Annotated in this window: 24 protein-coding genes and 1 tRNA gene; 19 read left to right on the top strand and 6 right to left on the bottom strand. The window is 55.6% G+C overall.

All coding sequences use genetic code 11. The features are described from left to right. Positions 1–15: 15 nt before the first annotated feature. Both VJ369_RS09935 and VJ369_RS09930 read left to right on the top strand, forming a co-directional pair. A complete protein-coding gene (locus VJ369_RS09935; protein WP_414652642.1) occupies positions 16–1,197 on the top strand; it encodes a glycosyltransferase in 1,182 nt (393 codons plus the stop codon). A gap of 99 nt (positions 1,198–1,296) precedes the next feature. Then, a tRNA-Ile gene (locus VJ369_RS09930) sits at positions 1,297–1,370 on the top strand. A 102-nt stretch (positions 1,371–1,472) separates the two neighbouring features. Here the strand turns inward: VJ369_RS09930 and VJ369_RS09925 are convergent. The 5 genes from VJ369_RS09925 to VJ369_RS09905 form a co-directional block, all read right to left on the bottom strand. Then, on the bottom strand, positions 1,473–2,804 hold the full coding sequence (locus tag VJ369_RS09925; protein WP_324091911.1) for a site-specific integrase: 1,332 nt from the start codon (positions 2,802–2,804) through the stop codon (positions 1,473–1,475). A 78-nt stretch (positions 2,805–2,882) separates the two neighbouring features. Continuing rightward, positions 2,883–3,284, bottom strand: coding sequence for an ImmA/IrrE family metallo-endopeptidase (locus VJ369_RS09920; RefSeq protein WP_324091910.1), 402 nt, complete (start codon positions 3,282–3,284; stop codon positions 2,883–2,885). An 89-nt stretch (positions 3,285–3,373) separates the two neighbouring features. Continuing rightward, on the bottom strand, positions 3,374–4,306 hold the full coding sequence (locus VJ369_RS09915) for a hypothetical protein (RefSeq protein WP_324091909.1): 933 nt from the start codon (positions 4,304–4,306) through the stop codon (positions 3,374–3,376). Further along, a complete protein-coding gene (locus tag VJ369_RS09910; RefSeq protein ID WP_324091908.1) occupies positions 4,290–4,853 on the bottom strand; it encodes a DUF6932 family protein in 564 nt (187 codons plus the stop codon). Before VJ369_RS09910 ends, VJ369_RS09915 begins: the two co-directional genes overlap by 17 nt. Continuing rightward, positions 4,850–5,377, bottom strand: coding sequence for a hypothetical protein (locus tag VJ369_RS09905; protein WP_324091907.1), 528 nt, complete (start codon positions 5,375–5,377; stop codon positions 4,850–4,852). Before VJ369_RS09905 ends, VJ369_RS09910 begins: the two co-directional genes overlap by 4 nt. Positions 5,378–5,731: 354 nt before the next feature. On the opposite strand from VJ369_RS09905, the gene VJ369_RS19175 reads away from it, so the two are divergent. Further along, the gene (locus VJ369_RS19175; protein ID WP_414652641.1) at positions 5,732–5,986 is read left to right on the top strand and encodes a helix-turn-helix domain-containing protein; all 255 of its coding nucleotides are present in this window, start codon (positions 5,732–5,734) and stop codon (positions 5,984–5,986) included. Between the two features lie 401 nt (positions 5,987–6,387). Here the strand turns inward: VJ369_RS19175 and VJ369_RS09900 are convergent, their stop codons facing one another. Then, positions 6,388–6,939, bottom strand: a complete 552-nt coding sequence (locus VJ369_RS09900; protein WP_324091906.1) for a hypothetical protein — start codon at positions 6,937–6,939, stop codon at positions 6,388–6,390. 155 nt (positions 6,940–7,094) lie between these two features. On the opposite strand from VJ369_RS09900, the gene VJ369_RS09895 reads away from it, so the two are divergent. From VJ369_RS09895 to VJ369_RS09820, 16 genes are all read left to right on the top strand, one after another. Beyond that, positions 7,095–7,382: a helix-turn-helix domain-containing protein gene (locus VJ369_RS09895; RefSeq protein WP_324091905.1), complete on the top strand. Its 288-nt coding sequence runs from the start codon at positions 7,095–7,097 to the stop codon at positions 7,380–7,382. Between the two features lie 31 nt (positions 7,383–7,413). Further along, positions 7,414–7,728, top strand: coding sequence for a hypothetical protein (locus VJ369_RS09890; protein WP_324091904.1), 315 nt, complete (start codon positions 7,414–7,416; stop codon positions 7,726–7,728). Beyond that, a complete protein-coding gene (locus VJ369_RS09885) occupies positions 7,725–7,934 on the top strand; it encodes a hypothetical protein (RefSeq protein WP_324091903.1) in 210 nt (69 codons plus the stop codon). The genes VJ369_RS09890 and VJ369_RS09885 overlap by 4 nt, the downstream gene beginning before the upstream one ends. 61 nt (positions 7,935–7,995) lie before the next feature. Continuing rightward, complete coding sequence (locus VJ369_RS09880) at positions 7,996–9,501, top strand: ParB/RepB/Spo0J family partition protein (protein WP_324091902.1); 1,506 nt, start codon at positions 7,996–7,998, stop codon at positions 9,499–9,501. Next, positions 9,498–9,959 (top strand): hypothetical protein, encoded by a 462-nt coding sequence (locus tag VJ369_RS09875; RefSeq protein WP_324091901.1) that lies wholly within the window; start codon positions 9,498–9,500, stop codon positions 9,957–9,959. The genes VJ369_RS09880 and VJ369_RS09875 overlap by 4 nt, the downstream gene beginning before the upstream one ends. A 17-nt stretch (positions 9,960–9,976) precedes the next feature. Further along, positions 9,977–10,300 (top strand): WhiB family transcriptional regulator, encoded by a 324-nt coding sequence (locus VJ369_RS09870; RefSeq protein ID WP_324091900.1) that lies wholly within the window; start codon positions 9,977–9,979, stop codon positions 10,298–10,300. Then, a complete protein-coding gene (locus tag VJ369_RS09865; protein ID WP_324091899.1) occupies positions 10,297–11,385 on the top strand; it encodes a DNA translocase FtsK in 1,089 nt (362 codons plus the stop codon). Before VJ369_RS09870 ends, VJ369_RS09865 begins: the two co-directional genes overlap by 4 nt. A 55-nt stretch (positions 11,386–11,440) precedes the next feature. After that, complete coding sequence (locus VJ369_RS09860; RefSeq protein ID WP_324091898.1) at positions 11,441–11,887, top strand: hypothetical protein; 447 nt, start codon at positions 11,441–11,443, stop codon at positions 11,885–11,887. Next, positions 11,884–12,177, top strand: a complete 294-nt coding sequence (locus tag VJ369_RS09855; RefSeq protein ID WP_324091897.1) for a hypothetical protein — start codon at positions 11,884–11,886, stop codon at positions 12,175–12,177. Before VJ369_RS09860 ends, VJ369_RS09855 begins: the two co-directional genes overlap by 4 nt. Then, positions 12,174–12,404: a hypothetical protein gene (locus VJ369_RS09850; RefSeq protein ID WP_324091896.1), complete on the top strand. Its 231-nt coding sequence runs from the start codon at positions 12,174–12,176 to the stop codon at positions 12,402–12,404. Before VJ369_RS09855 ends, VJ369_RS09850 begins: the two co-directional genes overlap by 4 nt. Then, entirely contained in the window at positions 12,397–12,648 is a 252-nt protein-coding gene (locus VJ369_RS09845) for a hypothetical protein (RefSeq protein ID WP_324091895.1), read from the top strand. Before VJ369_RS09850 ends, VJ369_RS09845 begins: the two co-directional genes overlap by 8 nt. Continuing rightward, positions 12,641–13,078, top strand: coding sequence for a hypothetical protein (locus tag VJ369_RS09840; RefSeq protein WP_324091894.1), 438 nt, complete (start codon positions 12,641–12,643; stop codon positions 13,076–13,078). The genes VJ369_RS09845 and VJ369_RS09840 overlap by 8 nt, the downstream gene beginning before the upstream one ends. Further along, the gene (locus VJ369_RS09835) at positions 13,075–13,365 is read left to right on the top strand and encodes a hypothetical protein (protein WP_324091893.1); all 291 of its coding nucleotides are present in this window, start codon (positions 13,075–13,077) and stop codon (positions 13,363–13,365) included. The genes VJ369_RS09840 and VJ369_RS09835 overlap by 4 nt, the downstream gene beginning before the upstream one ends. A 183-nt stretch (positions 13,366–13,548) precedes the next feature. Further along, positions 13,549–14,799 carry a hypothetical protein gene (locus VJ369_RS09830; RefSeq protein WP_324091892.1) on the top strand — a complete coding sequence of 417 codons (1,251 nt, stop codon included), beginning with the start codon at positions 13,549–13,551 and terminating at the stop codon, positions 14,797–14,799. Then, the gene (locus tag VJ369_RS09825; RefSeq protein WP_324091891.1) at positions 14,799–15,143 is read left to right on the top strand and encodes a VRR-NUC domain-containing protein; all 345 of its coding nucleotides are present in this window, start codon (positions 14,799–14,801) and stop codon (positions 15,141–15,143) included. Before VJ369_RS09830 ends, VJ369_RS09825 begins: the two co-directional genes overlap by 1 nt. Continuing rightward, the gene (locus VJ369_RS09820; protein WP_324091890.1) at positions 15,130–15,894 is read left to right on the top strand and encodes a hypothetical protein; all 765 of its coding nucleotides are present in this window, start codon (positions 15,130–15,132) and stop codon (positions 15,892–15,894) included. The genes VJ369_RS09825 and VJ369_RS09820 overlap by 14 nt, the downstream gene beginning before the upstream one ends. The last annotated feature ends 474 nt before the right edge of the window (positions 15,895–16,368 follow it).

Genomic DNA, 16,368 nt, shown 5'->3' with positions numbered 1-16,368 from the left:
GAACAAGGACAATACGTGGCCGAGGAAAAACCGCTGACGATAGTCATCGCCGCCGATACTTACCTGCCTGATATTAATGGTGCTGCAATGTTCTGCTACCGATTGGCTAGTGCCATGAAAGAACGCGGACACCGAGTGCACGTGTTGGCAGTACGCGGAGAAAAAGGAAAGACCTACACAGAGGTTCGCCCCGAAGCGATTGTCCATCGGCTGCAATCACATGGGGTACCAACCCACGAGTATTTCCGTATTGCATTTCCTTGGGAAGTTAATTCACAGATCAACAAGATCTTGGCAGACATCAAACCCGACGTCGTGCACGCGCAGAGCCACTACATGATTGGGCAGCAGACCTTGGCCTACGCACGTAAGCATGGAGTTCGAGCTGTGGCGACAAACCATTTTATGCCAGAGAATCTTGACCCGTTCTTACCCTTTCCTAAATGGTTTAAGAAGATCGTTGCCCGCAACTCATGGAGAGATATGGGGAAGATCTTTGGAAGAGCAGATGCGGTGACTACTCCCACTCCGTTGGCTGCAAAAGCCATGAAGGAGCATGCGGGGTTGACCAAAGTGCTGCCTCTATCCAACGGAATTGAAGTTGGCAACTATGAGTTGGGCACTGAGGAAAAGATTGTTCGTAACGAAACACCAACCATACTTTTTGTTGGTCGACTAGCTGTCGAGAAGAACGTGAACGAACTCATCGAGGCCCTGGCATTGATGGAGCAGGTGCCTGATGCGATTCTCGAAGTTGTTGGCGGTGGCGAGCAACGGCCACTGTTGGAGAAGATTGCCAACGAAAAAGGCGTGCGTGATCGTGTGCAATTCCTTGGGCATGTTAGCGAGGAGGAGCTTCGCGAGGCCTATCTGCGCTGTGATGTCTTCTGCCAACCAGGGACCGCTGAGTTGCAGTCCTTGGTGACCCTCGAAGCGCTTTCAGCTTCGAAGCCCGTGATCCTAGCCAACGCGATGGCGTTGCCTCACCTTGTCGACGTCGGCGTGAACGGTTATATGTTTGAACCGGGTAACCGAGAAGATTTGGCGCAGAAGCTGGACAAGGTGTTGAGTCTCGAACCTCTGGAACGTGAGCGCCTAGGAGCTGCGGGGCACCGAAAGGTCATGAACCATGCGCAGGAGAAAACGATGAACTCCTTCGAAGCGCTATATCGTGGGCAGAGCGTCACGACGCATTAGCGCTTGGCGACGCCCCAAGGACCTCGAATCGAGATTTCGGCTGGTCATGCCCTAGAATATTTCGAGTGTGGTTACTGCTTCGGCGGTAATTCTCATAGTGGGGCGTTAGCTCAGTTGGTTAGAGCAGGGAACTCATAATTCCTTGGTCGTCGGTTCAAGTCCGACACGCCCTACGGTATGAATTCGCCCGGTGACTTGTGAAAACAAGTTACCGGGCGATTCTTTATTTAAGCCAGACCAACGGTTTTGACCACAATTTGACCACAATTTTTGTTTCAGGCCCCGAAAGATCCGCGCTTCTTGAATCGGTCCTGAAGGGAAATCACATTGCTTGGTGGCACCGGTTCCGGGGTGGTCCAGTGATCGGTGAGCCTGTCAGCCACATCCTGGTGCATCTCGTCGAGTACGTGTTGATATCGCTGGAGCATGGAGATCTGCGACCAGCCAAGGATCTCCATAACCACTCGCTGATCCACACCCAGGAGAAGCATGGTGGTGGCCGCTGTGTGCCGGCCGTCGTGGGGTCGCCCTACCGGAACCTTTGCATCCTCGAGAAGCGATCGCCACGCGAGCCAGTCCGCCTTCGGATAGATCGGCAAACCGCGTTGCCGGCAGAAGACCAGATCCCGCTCAACCCCGTCTTGGTCAACCCAAGGACTCCACGGCGCATGCTCGCGAATGGTTCGCTGAGTCTCTGAGTGGCGCAGGAGCGACTTCCGCAAGGGGGAGGGCATAGTTACACGCCGAACACCCGCTGAGCTCTTAGGCGGGCCTGTGAAGTAACCGCCGCTATGACGCATCGGGCAGTGCCGTCCGAACTTCCGGCCGCACTTCGTATCGCTCGGATCGTCCGCATTGCAGCCATGCTCCCACGGAAGCACAAACAGCTCCCTCTCTATCCGGATCTTTCCCGCCTTGAAATCAATATCAGACCAAGTGAGCCCTAGCGCCTCACCCTGCCGCGGACCAAGCATGAGATTCAACAGCCACCGCGCTTCATCGTCACGCTCCTCCGCTGCCGAAATCATTCGCCGCACTTCATCCGTCGAATACACTTGCGGTTCGAACGCAGCAGGAACAGGAGCATCCAGCATCAGCAACGGATTCTTACCCAGCAGTCCACGCTTCACAGCAATATTCAGCGCTCGCCGGAGAATTGCATGCAGTCCGGAGATGCTGGATTCCGAAAGCGACGCCTCGCGCATGGTGGCGTAGATGGTTTCGAAGTCTGTAGGGGTGAGCTTGTCCAGGCGCTTGCCTGCTAGCCGGTGTGGCCGGATATGGTTGTTGATCCTGTTTCGATAAGTCTTGCGCGATTGTGGGCTCTTAGCTGTGGCAGGAGCTACGTTGGTCAGCCAGTAGTCAAGCCATTCAATCAGCCGAGGTTTCAGTCCAATAGTGACGTCTCCGGCGTGAACTTCACGCAGAGCTTTTTGGAGTTTGCGTGTGCATTCGGCCTTGGTCTTACCGTAGGCCGAACTTCGTATTGGTTGGCCGCTGGGTTTGTATCCGACGATGTAGTTAGCTTGCCAGCGCCCGTCCTTTCGGATGCGGGGCTCGGAACCTTCTTGGTTGCCTCGCTTGGCCCTGGGCTCTGGGGTATCCATGAGTTTCCCTCCTTGGGGAAAGTGTGCGCGCCAAATAGACCCCTTGACGCGGTGGGATTACGGATTGTGGATAAGTGGTTAGGCGATGTGCTCACCTGGTGGCCAGAGCGCTTGGATCTGCTGGCCGTCCAAGGTGGCGAACCGGTCAAGGAGTACTTCCTCGGTGACGCCGAGTTCCTCTGCTATTTCAATAGGGCAGCGGGACCAGCCCGCGACCTTCTGTAATGCCTCGAAGCTGATCAAGAATCGAGCGACCTCTAGGCAGACTTGCCGTTCAACGGCTGGTGTCTGGCACGTAGTGTGCCCGTGCTTGATGTGTATTGCTTCGTGTGCCAAGAAGCAGTGCTGCTCGGCGGTCGTCAGCGCTGGGTCAATCCAGATCCGACGACCGTCCGACGCGGCTACTACTTCTGGGTGTGGTCTAGTCCAAATAATTGCTACGTGCGCGAGTGAGCGCAGCATGCCCCATACATTCTGCATAGTTCGAACATATGTTCGAACTATGGTGTGAAGTTAATGTGACAACGTGACGGTTCAAACTGTCGGGGCAATGGGATAAGTAAAATAACTCAGTCTTGCAATGCCCTCAGGCTGGTAACTCTAAAGTCGCGTTTAGCTTTGGATCCTGCCCCTTCGCTTTGCGTCATCATGGCGTTGGCCTCGACTAGGGACCCAGCGGGGAAGCTGGATCGACTAATTCTTTCCGTCAGGTCAGCCAAATCAAGAGTAATTTTTCCAAACTCATCCGATACCAGCGACCATTTATTGCTAATTGATACCGTATGCAAGCGCCCAGTTAGCGTAACTGGGACTTCGTCAAGTCGGTTCAATGCGATAAAGTCACGCAGCATCTGCGATTTCAAGGTAGGCACGGACCAGTGCAAGGCGGGAGCTAAAGGCTGTTGCCACTTAAGTTCCATGTCGAAATAATGGTCCCCAACGATCGTCACGAAAGAGCGCAATGCCTTTGCTGCTTGCGGGCCGAGGTCTTCAAGTTGCGTAACGAGAGTTTCCCGATCTTCGAATGATTCACTTGGAGAAAAGACCTGGTTCAAGGCATCAAATGAACGATCGACCAACAGCTCGTTATTTTTATCGAATAATTCGCCGTTTGGGCGTAACTCGTCGGCTGGCGTAGAGGCTGCAACGAGATTGAAAATGATAGAGCCGGGAGCAGGAGAGCCATCTAGACGGAGTCGAGTCTGTTGTTCAGCAATTTTTGAAATAGATGCCTTCGCACCATGCAGAGCCGAGCCGAATGCAGTTATTACCTTTTGGAACGCGATGCCCACGGCGAAGGCCTGCGCTGCATCAGCCTGATGTCCATCAACACCGGGCCCAGCGAGACGCAGGAAGCCTCGGCTATGTTTGGTGCGCGCCAATCGGTTGTGGCCTTGATGTGTTTCGATGCTGTATCGGGAAAGATCCTGGGCGCTATCGAATACCGGCAAGTCTTCGAAATTCAGAGATGCCCATATTGCATCATCAGGAGTCATACCCATCCAGAATCACCTCCAAGTAACCTCGTTTTGGGATCGCGCTGTCTTCGGTCAATTCAGCAAGCTTATCGACGGCATATCGCTGTAGAAAATCATCCCAATAGCCACGAGATTTTAGATACGGCCCCTGTGAGGGGTCTTCCATGTCCAATTCACTGTGCGGAAACCAGTCAACTACGTGACTGTCGACTCGGATACCTCGATCAAATAGCCAACCATCCTCAGCAAATCCGGCAATACGCCGCTTCCCGAAATCATCAAGAGTCGAATACTTGTTCTGATTCAGAATATACACCGCATCGATGTCATTTGGCTCTGGTTTATTCGTCACAAATGATCCACCAATCCAGACGGCCGCAATTGGCAAGGAGTCTCTGAGCATGGCAGTTGCCTTGACGAAATGGTCCCAAATCTGTTGACGCCGATCATTACCGCAATAAATCGTGCCAGGACCATATTGATTCTCGAAATCATTAAAGGTTAAACGGGATCGGCCCGGGGGTGACAGGAGCAACGGGCTATCTAGTGTGAGTAGAGATGGTTCAGTCATCCTTCATCCCTCGGGCCTTGTTTATCTGCGTAGCGCTCGTCGGTTTGTTCGTCGAGCTGTTCCCGTACGGTCTTCACCTTTGGGTGTGCTGCTAAAGATTCAATAGGTGGCGCCGGGTACTCCAGAGCTTCGGCACCATGGAATTCAATGATGCTGCCCTCAGGCTCGGTCTTCTGTCCCTGGCTAGCGTCACTCGTGGGCGCCACTGCTCGGAGTGGCTTAGGTGGGTTGGGGTCCTGGTTGTCGTGTTGTCCATTGGTTCCGCTTTCCTTGTCGCGCATCGCGTCGATCACGGATAGGAGTATCCGTTGATCGCGATCGCTCACTTCACTAGAAGTGCGAACGAACTCAGCTAGAGCCGGCTGCTCCTTGCCTGCGCTTGAGTCAATCCCCATAGAAGCTAGTACCGCATCAGCTACCTGAGCCTCAGAAACTTTGAGGACCTGGGCGAGCATCTTGATCGTCTCGCCTTTCATGCTTGAAACCGGCTCATCCTTCAGCCGGCCAAAGTTTGAATGGCTCATTTTGAATCCCAAGCTATCTGCTCGCGAGGATAAGGCCCTCAGCGACCAGCTGTTGCGGTCCATGACTTCTTGGAGCAATTCCCCAAGTGGGTGGATTTCGTTCACGAAGCAACCTTGGACTAGGAGTGGACGGAAATTCAAACATCGCGGACACCGGGTGTAACGGCATGCTGGACACTAGAAATTTACCATTTATATCCGTTCGATGCCCCGTTCTACGTGGATACCGGGAAAAAGTCGGCTTGCAGGGTGGACACTAGAGAAATTATCAAGTAACGTTTTACTGGACACGACGTAACGAGAGGCGGTACAGTGAACATTGTCAAACACCCCCGAGCAATTGGAGGTCTCTGGATGGAACTCCGAGACAGAAAGATGCTCCAGCGACTCATGATCGTTCAGGAAGTTTCCAACCGCGGCTTAGCAAAGGCGGCGGGCTGGAAGTCTCATAGCTATATGAATCGGCTAGTAAGCGGAGAAGTGAAGACCCTGGAGCCTGAGCCAGCCTTGCGAATAGCAAAATTCCTCGGCGTCGGAGTTGAAGATCTTTTTTTGACTCATGTGTCAGATTTTGCTGAACACGATGTGGAGCGAAAGAGGACAGCATGACCGATCCATCAGCGCTCGCCGGTCAGGCATGCGACGCATGGAACGAAGAAATGGAAAAGGAGGTGGCGTGATGGGTTGGTTCAAGAGTTCCGATGAGCCTGAGGGCGACGTTGTGGAGACTCTGGAAATTCCTGAGGTTGAAAATATCCCAGCCAGAGATTTGGCACAGAGTCACGTCGGTGGAGGCATCGAGTTATTTGGTGCCTTCGAGAAACTGGTCAAGGTGGAATCCGAATCGAACAGTGTGTTGGTCACCGTGGAGCGAGAAGAATTCCGAGGGCTTGAAAGATGGGGAGTTTCGCAGATGTGCTGGCGAGTTGGTCCGCTTCAGGTGGTTAGGGTTCGGCCGCCAGGAGCAGATGAAGTCTCGAAGCGGAGGTCGAGATGAACTGTCTAGTTGGTTACTTCCGAGTTTCCTTGATCTGTTTGGAGAGTTCTTCTCGGACTAGCTTGAGTTCGTTGAAGTCGATGCGGCCACGTCGCACCCATGCGGACAGCATGCTTGGCAGGACGGCAACGCCGGGTGTGCCTGCGATTCGGATCGTTTCGAGAATGAGTTCGAAGGTCTCTGAAAGTTCCTTGCTTTCGGTTGATCGTTTCGAAAAGTCTGTGGCTAGGTTCCTGGATTGCAGGACGAACCGATTCCAGATGGAGTGCATTTGTGTTCGGGCTTCAACTTCATGTGTCGCCGAGGCAATGCGATCTCGGCCTTTAGCTGCTTGCTCGTCGTATTTGTCTTGCTTCTCGTATGCGTCGAGGTTGATTGCTTTGCGGAACTCTGAGATGCCAGCGAGCAGTTCGGTAGTGGTTTGTAGCCGCAGGCCTTTGATGGATTCGCTTCGTCCGTGTATCACTTTTAGCCATTCGTTGAGGATGGGCAGCCCGATACCAATGGCGCCGCCGATGATCAGGCCCATGGCGCTGGGCGTAAAGACTTCTCGCCAGTATTCCAAGTTTCCTCCGTTGGTAGGTGGTTCGTGTAGGGGTACTCGAATCCTATCGGCGGAGGGTCTAAGCCTCGTATTTCGGGGAAATAAGAAGCACCCAGCAGTTACAGCTGCTGGGTGCGATGAAACCAAATCAAACGGTAAGCAAGGAAGTGATTTCAATGTCTAGTGTAGTCAGTTTTCCCAACGCTCGCAGAGGCGAGCAGGTGATTGATGTGGAGCCGGGTCTACCGATGGAGATGCGGCCGGTCCGCATGCTGTTCACGGTGGCCGAAACGGCCGAGTTGCTGTCGATCGGGCTCACCTCTGTGTACGACCTGATCAACAATGGCGATCTGCCGAAGGTCATGGTGGGTACTCGTGGCAAGACCACGCGGATCGCGGCCACCGATATCCAGGCATACATCGACAATCAGCGAGAAGTGGTGGCTAGCTCGTGGGCGATCTGATCCTGAGCTTCAACACCAAGGATGGCAGAAGATGAGCAAGGTGAAAGGCCGGGTCAGCGTGTACCCGATGAAGAAGCTACTGCCTTCGGCAGTCATCGATGTCGAGTGGCAACGGTATCCGAAGTCTGACCGACCTAAGGTCGCTGCCGAAGCGGTGCTCAGAATGATGCGCCCGGTGTATCCGATCGCAAAGGTCGTTGTCGACAAGGGCAACCTTCGGGACTTGGGCGAGGGCGGCCGTGGCCTTTTGAACGTGAATGGCCAGGATCTCGCGTACTTCACTGCTGTGGAGGTCCCGGCTCCGGTGCCAGCTGCTTCGCTGTTCGACGGTGGTGACGTCAGATGAGCGCCGAGCAGATTCTGCGGATGGCTTCGCGTCGTATGTGGCGGTTCTGGTCACCGATGGTCGGGTTCCTGCTGGTTTTCTGCGGACTTACCGCACAGCTGAGCAACGGTGTTTCGGGACTTGCTGCCCTGGTCGCTTTGATGCTCGTCATTACCGCGTGTGGTGACTGGTTCATCTCAGAGCGTGCAGCTTATAACGCTGCATAACAGCGAATAACACCAAACTCGTTTCACTCTAAATACTTTCCCCTGAGAGGGGCATATTTCCATGGCTAAATTCGATGCCACACTGCAAGTTTTGGCTTTGTCCTCGGTGCACCAGCACCCCGATAACATCCGTGACGATTTGGGCGATCTGACACAGCTCGCCTCGGAGATCAAATCAATGGGTGTGATGAGCCCGTTGCTGGTGTATCCGCATCCTGACCGTGCTGGTGACTTCGTGGTGCAGGACGGTAACCGCAGAAGATCCGCCGCAGCGGAAGCTGGACTGACCGAGGTGCCGTGTGTAGTACTGCCGGCACCGACGGCGGAGCGTGGTCCTCGTGCTGATATCGAGACAATGCTGACCACCGGTCGCAACCACAGACCATTGTCTGAACATGAAGTGTCCAAGGGTATCCAGGGCTTGCTGGATCTTGGCATGGATATCACCACTGTGGGTAAGAAGTTCAAGATGTCCCGCAAGGAGGTGCAGGCCCGCGCCAAGGTTGCTCAGAAGAATGACGGGGTGTCCAAGGCTTACTCTGCAGGCCGCCTGCGTTTGGACGCTGTGCAGCGTTTGCAGGAGCTCGAAGATCAGTCTGATAATCCACAGCTCTACGAACGCACCGTGGAGAAGATCGAGTCCATGGCCAACGGTGCCAGCATCGATACGGTGGAACGCGTCATTGCGGAAACTGAGTCTTCCCTGCGCCGTGATGCCAGAAGATTGGATCTGCAGGCGTTGAAAGCTGTCGAGGGTGACTACGACATTTCGTACAGTAATGCCTGGGCGCAGGTTGAGGACGAGCTGACAGATGCTGAGCACGTCGAAGCTGGCCATAAGTACAGGTTCCATTACAGCGATCCGGAACCGCAGTGGTTCGTCAAGGAGAAGAAAGCCAAGCTTGAGCTGACTGAGGCTGAGAAGCAGGACAAACAGACCCAAGCGAAGTTGAACGGCATGCTGTCGATCGTTGCCCGGACTCGCATGGCTTTCATTATTGATGCGGTGCAGAACAAGAAGGCTGACGAGGATTTCGCTAAGCAGGTCCTGGTCGAGCAGATCATATTCGCTTCGAAGTACGACGATACTCCGCAGATGTTGTTGGGCAAGCTCGTCAGCAACGAATACCCGAATGAACAGGACTTCGCTACGCGGGAGTCCTGGCGTGCAAACGTGGGCAAGTTCTTATCTCGGTGGCCGCTGTCTAAGTTGGCCTTGGTCTTGAAATTGGTCAGTTCCAGCAATACCGAGGAAAGGCTCGCGAAGCTCAAAGGGTTCGAGCGCAGTTCGTCCGAGCGTGACGGATTCTATGGTGGTTGGAATGGCGTCCGTGAGTACTACCAGCTGCTCACTGGTCAGCTCGGCTACACGCTTGATCTCGATGAGGTTGAAGCGATGCAGTACTCCGCGAAGGTTGAGCCGAGTCGTAACCGTGAATTCGATCTGGTGCCAGTGCCGGACGAGGTGACAGCGACGTGCCAGGAATGCTCGCAGGAAGTCGTTGCCGATTCCGAGTGGGCTGGATTCTGCGTGAACTGCATCGAAGATGCAGAGGATTCAGAATGAGCGCCGTTGCATTAGTTCGGTCTGGCTTGGAAGCCAATTTTGCAGTGCTGGATGAGGTAGGACAGTTTTCACTCACCCTTCACCAGACTGGCGAGCGTGCCCGGTCGATGGGTGCTCATCCTTCAACGATGGGGACTGCGCCGGTTACTCGGTTGGTGGATCTGCCGAACGCCTACAGAAGATTCGAGAGCACGCCTGACGACGCGGAGTGGCCGCGTGCCACGGTTCGCCCGACTGCTGGCCTGAACGCGGGTGAGCTGATCTGGTCCGCGAAGATCTGGGTTGGCCCTGGTAAGGAAGCCCGAGTAAACGGTGTCTGGGTTACCAGAGCTAGTACTAGCCAGGAGGAAGTGTTCTGGTGGGCGCAGAAGACCGTGAAGGAGTTCCGTGAGATGGCGGTTTTTCACCGCACCGGCGCTCTGGGATCGCATCAGCGAAGGTGGGCGCCGGAATGGTAGAGCGAGGCTGGCGAAGCATGACCAAGCAGTCCGAGGGCAAGGCTTCGGAGTCGAAGCATTGGATGGATGAAGCGAAATGCAAGGGCTGGGACTTCAAAAAGAATGGTGACCCGTTCTTCCCGGTCTCCGCAGATGAAAAAGCCGCAGCTGAGGCCATAGCAATTTGCGCTGGCTGCCCGGTAATGGATGCCTGCCAGGACTACTCCATGGGTAAAGACATCACTCGGAACCACGGCGTATTCGGGGGAACCATCCCGAAGGTGCGTATCAGCCACGAACGTCGCGCCAGCCGTATGAGAAGACAAGCCAAAGAAGCACAAGGTCAGGAGGGATCGTCATGAGATTGACAATCAACACCGCAGATCTAAGACATGCTCTGGTGTCGGTGCAGCCGCACGTGCACAACGACTCATCGACTGGGTTGGACGTTATCCACTTCATGGCTGATGACGGCCACGTGTATGTCCAGGCAACCAACACCGCCTCGGCCGCACTGGCAATCGTGAGCGTCTGGGAGTCCGAAGGGCTCACCGGAGATCCGGAAGAAGACTCTTTCGACCTTGACCCAACGGTAGTCAAGGAGCTGCTCTCGGTATTCAAGGCGTCGAAGAATCAGCCGGAGGATGAGATCGGCGATTCGTTGCAGATCCACGTGACGGGTAAGGAGCTGACCTTCACCGATATCTCTGGCCTGTTCCCGGGTAAAACGTACATCGTCCCGAATGGCAATACCTCGGAGATGTTCCCGAACTTGCCACGTCTCTTCCTTGAAGCGGTAGACGCTGAGAAGCGGGTGCCAGCTCGCATCATGGCCAATGGGAAGCTTCTGCAGTTGTTCGCTCACGCATCGGCTTCCTATAAGGAGCCGTTGGCGATTGAACCAACGAACTTGAAGACTCGCATGCTGATCACTTGTGGTGAGTCGTTCATTGGGATGCTGATGCCGATCAAAGCGGAGGAAGGCTCCGAGCTAGATACCAAGCTCAAGGACGCTGCCCGGGGTTGGTCTGCCAGGTTACCGGCGTTGGCTTATGCGCTGCGGGGTCGTGGCAGTGGCCGGCCGGATGCTGAGTCGGCCATCGTCTCAGGTGTCAAGGACTTCGTGGCCAAGTTTGTGGAGGACAACGGGAGCAACGTCGTCAACATCGGCTCTGGGAGCACCACGCTGGAAGTCACGCCGCTGCCGTCCGAAGATCGAAAGCTCATGGCCGAGGCGATCGAGCTGATCGTCACCAGCCAATTCGCGTCCAGCTCGATGCTGCAGCGCAAACTCCGTATCGGCTTCGCCAGAGCATCCAGACTCTTGGACGAGCTAGAACTTCTAGGCATCGTCGGCCCCGCAGACGGTAGCAAAGCCAGAGGAGTACTCGTGCCGGCCACCGACCTCGACAGGGTACTAGCCCTCGCTGACGTCTCCGATGACTAGCCAAAACCTTGTTAATCCTAAAACAACCCCACCACCTTGTAGGAGGAAAACCAGCATGAGCATCTTCGAAACTTCGGCAGACTGCCGGGAAATGAAACATCGGACCTGCTACGGCCGGGCTTGGGACGATGCCACGGATTCCGAGGGGGAGTGCCAGTGCAACTGCCACCTGCCTGACGAAGCCCCGGAGGAAGCGCCAGCGGACACGATCCGCGTCACCGTGTACTCCAAGCCTTCCGGCTGCAATCAGTGCATCAATACCGGGAGAGCTATGGACCGCATGGAGATCCCGTTTACGAAGATCCTCGTCCGGGACGAAGAGAAAACGCTCATCGATGAGCTCAAGCGCGAAGCCGCAGCTCTGAACGTGCCGGCCGAGATGCCGTGCGTCGTGGTCTATGACGCGTCCACCGATGACACCGACACCTGGTTCGGTTACCAGCCGGACAAGATCCGCGAACTCAAAGGCAAGATCACCAACTCACGAAAGGCATCATCATGAGCACCGAAACAATCACCGTCCAAACCATGGGCGAAGACGGCGCCCAGTGGCTAGTCACCGGCACCACCGACGCTCACAGCGCAGACGAGGCCGTACGCCAGCACGTCGAACACGAGTCCGGCGAAACCATCGAAGCCCTGCTAGACGCGGACGAGCTAGTGGAGTTCGCGTTCCAGCACCGCACGGATTGGGCATGGGTCCCGATGACGTATGACGCCTCGTACCTTATCCACGGTGAGGACAGTGTGTCTCGGCTCCAATTCGCCGGGTACCTGGTGAGTGCAGCATGAGCACGGTCATTGAAGCCCGTCGGCTGAATAACACCGACCTGGGCAAAACGATCAGCTTCCCTGAAACCGTAGGCACTCTGTGCTGCGTCATCCACGGCTATTTCGACCCCAAGACGAAAACCTTCGACAGCAGGTATGTCTCCGTCATCGTAGACAGCGAAAACCACGCCCTCGAACCCAGCGACAAGATCACCATCATCGGAAGGACAAAAACACCCAATGACTGAACAAACGCCAGAGATTGACACTCTCGAATTTGAAATCACCGCAACGGCAGCGAACGGCATTCAGATACCAATGACCGTTGCTATCGGATACCCGAAAGACTACGGCTTCTATGCGGTCAAGGCAGTGGAAGAAATTTCGAGCATGTCGTACCAGCTTTACCAGAAGATGATCGACCGCTCGGACATTTCCACACTCCAAGCGCTTATGAACCTCCAAAACGAATCAGGTGAAACCGATGACTGATCAGCCCACACGGGAGAATGTTGAATCTGAAACCGATCTTTCCTCTGACTTGCAACGAACAGTAGTGGGTTCTGTACCGGGTGTAGGCAACATGGGGGTGTCAACAACCAGTACAGCACCCCTAAACCAGGACGCGCTTGAAGCTGGCGCGAAAGCACTGCTCGCGGTGCAACAGCCCGAAGTTTCGGCAGACTACGCATGGAATGTGCAGTTTGAGGATGGACGCGACGAACTTCGGAACGAAGCCCGGGCCGCCGTGTCTGCTTACCTCGGCGCTCTTTCTTTCGAACGCTCTAACCTAATGAGCGGCCCGAGAATCTCAACCGATGACTTGCGGAAACTCAGGGGAATCGTTGAGTCCGGAACGCCGCTTGCTCGCAATACTGTCCTTCGATTGATCGAGCAAGCGTTCATGGAGGCCACCAATTGAGCCAGCCAGTACCGGAGCCAGTCAAGCGCTCGCCGGAATTCGACGGTCCACCGCAGAAGCTTCACGGCCTCCGCGACATGGAACCGACCCGCATGGGCGACGTGACCAGCTTCCACCGCGGACTCCACGTCAACATGCGACTGCCGAACCGCCCGGACTGTTACGGACGAATCACCGGCGTGGAACACGATGACCTGGTCACCGAGATCCGCGTCCGTTGGAACGGCGAATACGACAAACGCCGAGGCGACCCAGAACAAATCATCCGCATCGAGATGACGCCATGAGAATGATCGTCATTGCCCTCACCGCAACAGACTCAAAGATCCGCGTCTGCCGAGGCCCAGACCGATGGCACACCATCCAACACCAGAAAAGCATCTGCGTAGCCAAAGAATACAAATGGGCGCTCGCCGTGGCTCGGGCCGTGGCGCAGCAGACGAGTAAGCATCCGGAAGAAGCGAGTAGCAATGTCTTGGTTGAAAGTGTCGGACGTTTCAGCCGAGCATCCGGTGTTCATGCGAGTACTGGAGCTGGACTGGGCTGATGACCGGCTGCTGAATGAACTGTGGGGCTGGGTGGCGAAGTGTGCGACTCGGTCAGCGGCGTTTGACCGCGACTACATCGTGGAGGTCGGCACCGCTAAGAGCCTTTCCGGCCTCAGTCGGTACAAGGAGCTGCTCGCAGCAGCGTTGTACTGCGGGCTATTCGAGGAGAAGGAGTTTGACGACGACAAGGGCATTAGGCGCGCTGGTCTCAAGCTCGTGGAAGAGGCAGATCTCTTCCACATGATTCTCAAGTCGGAAAAGGAGCGGAACAAGAACAGGGAAGCAGATAATCGCAAGCCTGAGCGTTCCGGTCCAGTACGTAAGCGTGACGGTGACGAGTGCCGCTGGTGTGGCGTCATCGTGCGATTCAGCAATGGTGCAGGTGGAGATCAGAAGTCAGCTCGCGTGGGAACCATCGACCATCTAGATCCACGCGATCTCGATGATTCGGATCCAACCCCCGCTGAGCGCCTGATCGTCGCTTGCAGGACGTGCAACTCATCTAGAAAGGACGGTGCAACCTGGGACAAACCACTACGGCCAGCCCCGGAAGAGCCTTACTACAGCAAGACGACAGCCGAGTGGCTGCTCGATAAATGCGGTACACGCGTGAAGGCATCAGAGAAACGCAGAGAACTATTCGATCCCAAGCCAGTCCTGGCTACTGAGGGTACGACGGCCAGCATGCCCGAATGGGCACGCCCGGCTAGCGATGACGCAACGGACACCTCCGGCGCATCCAGCATCGTCCCGGCAGCTACGGCAACAGGCAAGGTAGAGCGACATGAGGCAACGGATACTCCGGCCCATGAGAAGCCAAGATCCCATTCGGATCTGGCCTCGTTCCCTGCAGTCCACGATGACGAGCCCGTTGAGACTCCCACACCAGGTGAGACACCGGCAGCCACTACCCAGGCAATGGACACTTCCGGCCAGCAAGTGCAGCACTCGTCGCCGAAACCGCCTCCACGCGATCAACCGCAAATCAAAAATAAATCAACAGATCATCAATTGAAGATCAACGACGACGAGGGTGGCGGATCTGGATATGCCGGGTCGGGTCGGGAAGGGTCTGGTCGGGAAGCTCGTTCTCCTGTACCTGTGCCTGCTAAGCCTGTGGATCCTGCTAAGCCTCGCTCTAGACGTAGAAGACCTCGTAGGAGAAAGAACTAATGAATATCAAGCATCCTGCTTTGCTCTGGTCTGAGTCTGAGTTTCAGTCTCATGTGATCACGTTGGCGAAGCAGTACGGGTTCAAGCAGATTTACCACACGGCAGATTCGCGCCGGTCTAATCCTGGCTTCCCTGATTTGGTCATGGTGAACCCACGGACTCGGCGGACATTGTTTGTGGAGTTGAAAGCGCAGAGCGGTCGGGTGTCTCCGGATCAAGAGGTGTGGCTCGATGCGTTGCGAGTGGCTGGTCAGACTGCAATGGTGTGGCGCCCGTCGGATTGGATTGCAGGTCTTGTCATGAGCACGTTGTCGGGAATGGAGATGAGTCGTGCCAGAGCATAAGAACTCACCTGGTTGTGGGTGCTGGGGTTGTCAGTCGATTGCCCGTGAGGGTTCCGGAGTGTGCGTGGTGCATCTGGTGGCTGAGCAGGATCAGGTTCCACCGCCGTCAGCGTCGGGGCTGAATGTCTGCGTTAGCTGTGATGATCGGATGCGTGCTGATCTGCTGTTGATTGCTGATCGGTGGGAAGAAGCTCAGGACGCGTTGCATCCTAGTTCCGGTGGTGGTGACAGTGAGCGTCATGCCGGCCGGGTCGAGGCACCGCTGCCGTTGGATGTCTCGGTGTCTGATGCGTTGCGGATCGTGCGTGATGATGTGTGGTCTGTGGCCCTGCGCCTGGTCGATGATCATGATGGGTTGGTGTTGCCGGCTGATCAGACTACGCCGAGCTTGGCGGAGTGGATGGCTAAGTGGCAGCTGATCAAGATTGCTGGGTCCGCGGATAAGGCGTGGAGTCGTGAGGCTTACTGGTTGGTTGCTTCGGCTGCTGATCAGATTACGGCGGTGACTCATGGTGTGGAGACGCGGGTGGAGATGCCGGACATGGTGTGCAAGCACAAGACCCACGTGGGTATGAAGACCACGGTGTGTGGTGCTCAGCTGATGTTGGCCGAGCGGCCTGATGGTGTGCGCACGGTGCGGTGCAATGAGGACGTGTCGCATGCTGTTCCGTGGGATATCTGGTCGCAGGCTTTGAGGGCGAGCAGGCCTCAGCGAAGGGGTGCTCGATTGCCACGTGTGGGTCGGGTTTGACGGACTTGACATAGTCGCGTAAATTTACTGATTGAATGGCCTTACTGGCTCAAACGATAGCCCCGAATCACTCAGTGGTTCGGGGCTTCGTCGTACCCAGATGCAATGAGGTGACAACGAATGCCAACAGCGCCGAGGAAACCATGCACTCAGCCTGGTTGCACTGAGCTTGTTCAAGCGTTCGGTACTCGTGGTCGGTGTGCTGATCATCAGCAGAAGGCCGAAGAGCATCGTGGTTCATCTCGCTGGCGTGGGTACACAGGTCGAGGACACCGCCGGTTCCGTGAGGAAGTACTCGCGAAGCATCCGATCTGTGTGCTGTGTATGAAGAGACCATCTCGAGAAGCCGACCACTGGCCGACCTCCCGAAAGGGATTGATATCCAAGGGCTTGAACCCTGACGATCCTAAATACGGTCGAGGTCTTTGCTCTCCATGCCACAAGTCTGAGACCGCAGTAAACCAGCCCGGAGGT

The organism is Glutamicibacter sp., from assembly GCF_035257265.1.
In the GTDB taxonomy this organism is placed as follows: domain Bacteria; phylum Actinomycetota; class Actinomycetes; order Actinomycetales; family Micrococcaceae; genus Glutamicibacter.
This window is presented reverse-complemented; position numbering and strand designations above follow the sequence as displayed.

What these genes read in the sequence shown, in the direction of transcription:
- VJ369_RS09870 (WP_324091900.1), top strand. Translation starts at nt 9,977, where the DNA reads ATGACCAAGCAGTCCGAGGGCAAGGCTTCGGAGTCGAAGCATTGGATG.
- VJ369_RS09890 (WP_324091904.1), top strand. Translation starts at nt 7,414, where the DNA reads ATGAGCAAGGTGAAAGGCCGGGTCAGCGTGTACCCGATGAAGAAGCTA.
- VJ369_RS09895 (WP_324091905.1), top strand. Translation starts at nt 7,095, where the DNA reads ATGTCTAGTGTAGTCAGTTTTCCCAACGCTCGCAGAGGCGAGCAGGTG.
- VJ369_RS19175 (WP_414652641.1), top strand. Translation starts at nt 5,732, where the DNA reads ATGGAACTCCGAGACAGAAAGATGCTCCAGCGACTCATGATCGTTCAG.
- VJ369_RS09875 (WP_324091901.1), top strand. Translation starts at nt 9,498, where the DNA reads ATGAGCGCCGTTGCATTAGTTCGGTCTGGCTTGGAAGCCAATTTTGCA.
- VJ369_RS09880 (WP_324091902.1), top strand. Translation starts at nt 7,996, where the DNA reads ATGGCTAAATTCGATGCCACACTGCAAGTTTTGGCTTTGTCCTCGGTG.
- VJ369_RS09845 (WP_324091895.1), top strand. Translation starts at nt 12,397, where the DNA reads ATGACTGAACAAACGCCAGAGATTGACACTCTCGAATTTGAAATCACC.
- VJ369_RS09885 (WP_324091903.1), top strand. Translation starts at nt 7,725, where the DNA reads ATGAGCGCCGAGCAGATTCTGCGGATGGCTTCGCGTCGTATGTGGCGG.
- VJ369_RS09840 (WP_324091894.1), top strand. Translation starts at nt 12,641, where the DNA reads ATGACTGATCAGCCCACACGGGAGAATGTTGAATCTGAAACCGATCTT.
- VJ369_RS09865 (WP_324091899.1), top strand. Translation starts at nt 10,297, where the DNA reads ATGAGATTGACAATCAACACCGCAGATCTAAGACATGCTCTGGTGTCG.
- VJ369_RS09915 (WP_324091909.1), bottom strand. Translation starts at nt 4,306, where the DNA reads ATGGGTATGACTCCTGATGATGCAATATGGGCATCTCTGAATTTCGAA.
- VJ369_RS09825 (WP_324091891.1), top strand. Translation starts at nt 14,799, where the DNA reads ATGAATATCAAGCATCCTGCTTTGCTCTGGTCTGAGTCTGAGTTTCAG.
- VJ369_RS09920 (WP_324091910.1), bottom strand. Translation starts at nt 3,284, where the DNA reads ATGCAGAATGTATGGGGCATGCTGCGCTCACTCGCGCACGTAGCAATT.
- VJ369_RS09850 (WP_324091896.1), top strand. Translation starts at nt 12,174, where the DNA reads ATGAGCACGGTCATTGAAGCCCGTCGGCTGAATAACACCGACCTGGGC.
- VJ369_RS09905 (WP_324091907.1), bottom strand. Translation starts at nt 5,377, where the DNA reads ATGAGCCATTCAAACTTTGGCCGGCTGAAGGATGAGCCGGTTTCAAGC.
- VJ369_RS09830 (WP_324091892.1), top strand. Translation starts at nt 13,549, where the DNA reads ATGTCTTGGTTGAAAGTGTCGGACGTTTCAGCCGAGCATCCGGTGTTC.
- VJ369_RS09855 (WP_324091897.1), top strand. Translation starts at nt 11,884, where the DNA reads ATGAGCACCGAAACAATCACCGTCCAAACCATGGGCGAAGACGGCGCC.
- VJ369_RS09860 (WP_324091898.1), top strand. Translation starts at nt 11,441, where the DNA reads ATGAGCATCTTCGAAACTTCGGCAGACTGCCGGGAAATGAAACATCGG.
- VJ369_RS09910 (WP_324091908.1), bottom strand. Translation starts at nt 4,853, where the DNA reads ATGACTGAACCATCTCTACTCACACTAGATAGCCCGTTGCTCCTGTCA.
- VJ369_RS09925 (WP_324091911.1), bottom strand. Translation starts at nt 2,804, where the DNA reads ATGGATACCCCAGAGCCCAGGGCCAAGCGAGGCAACCAAGAAGGTTCC.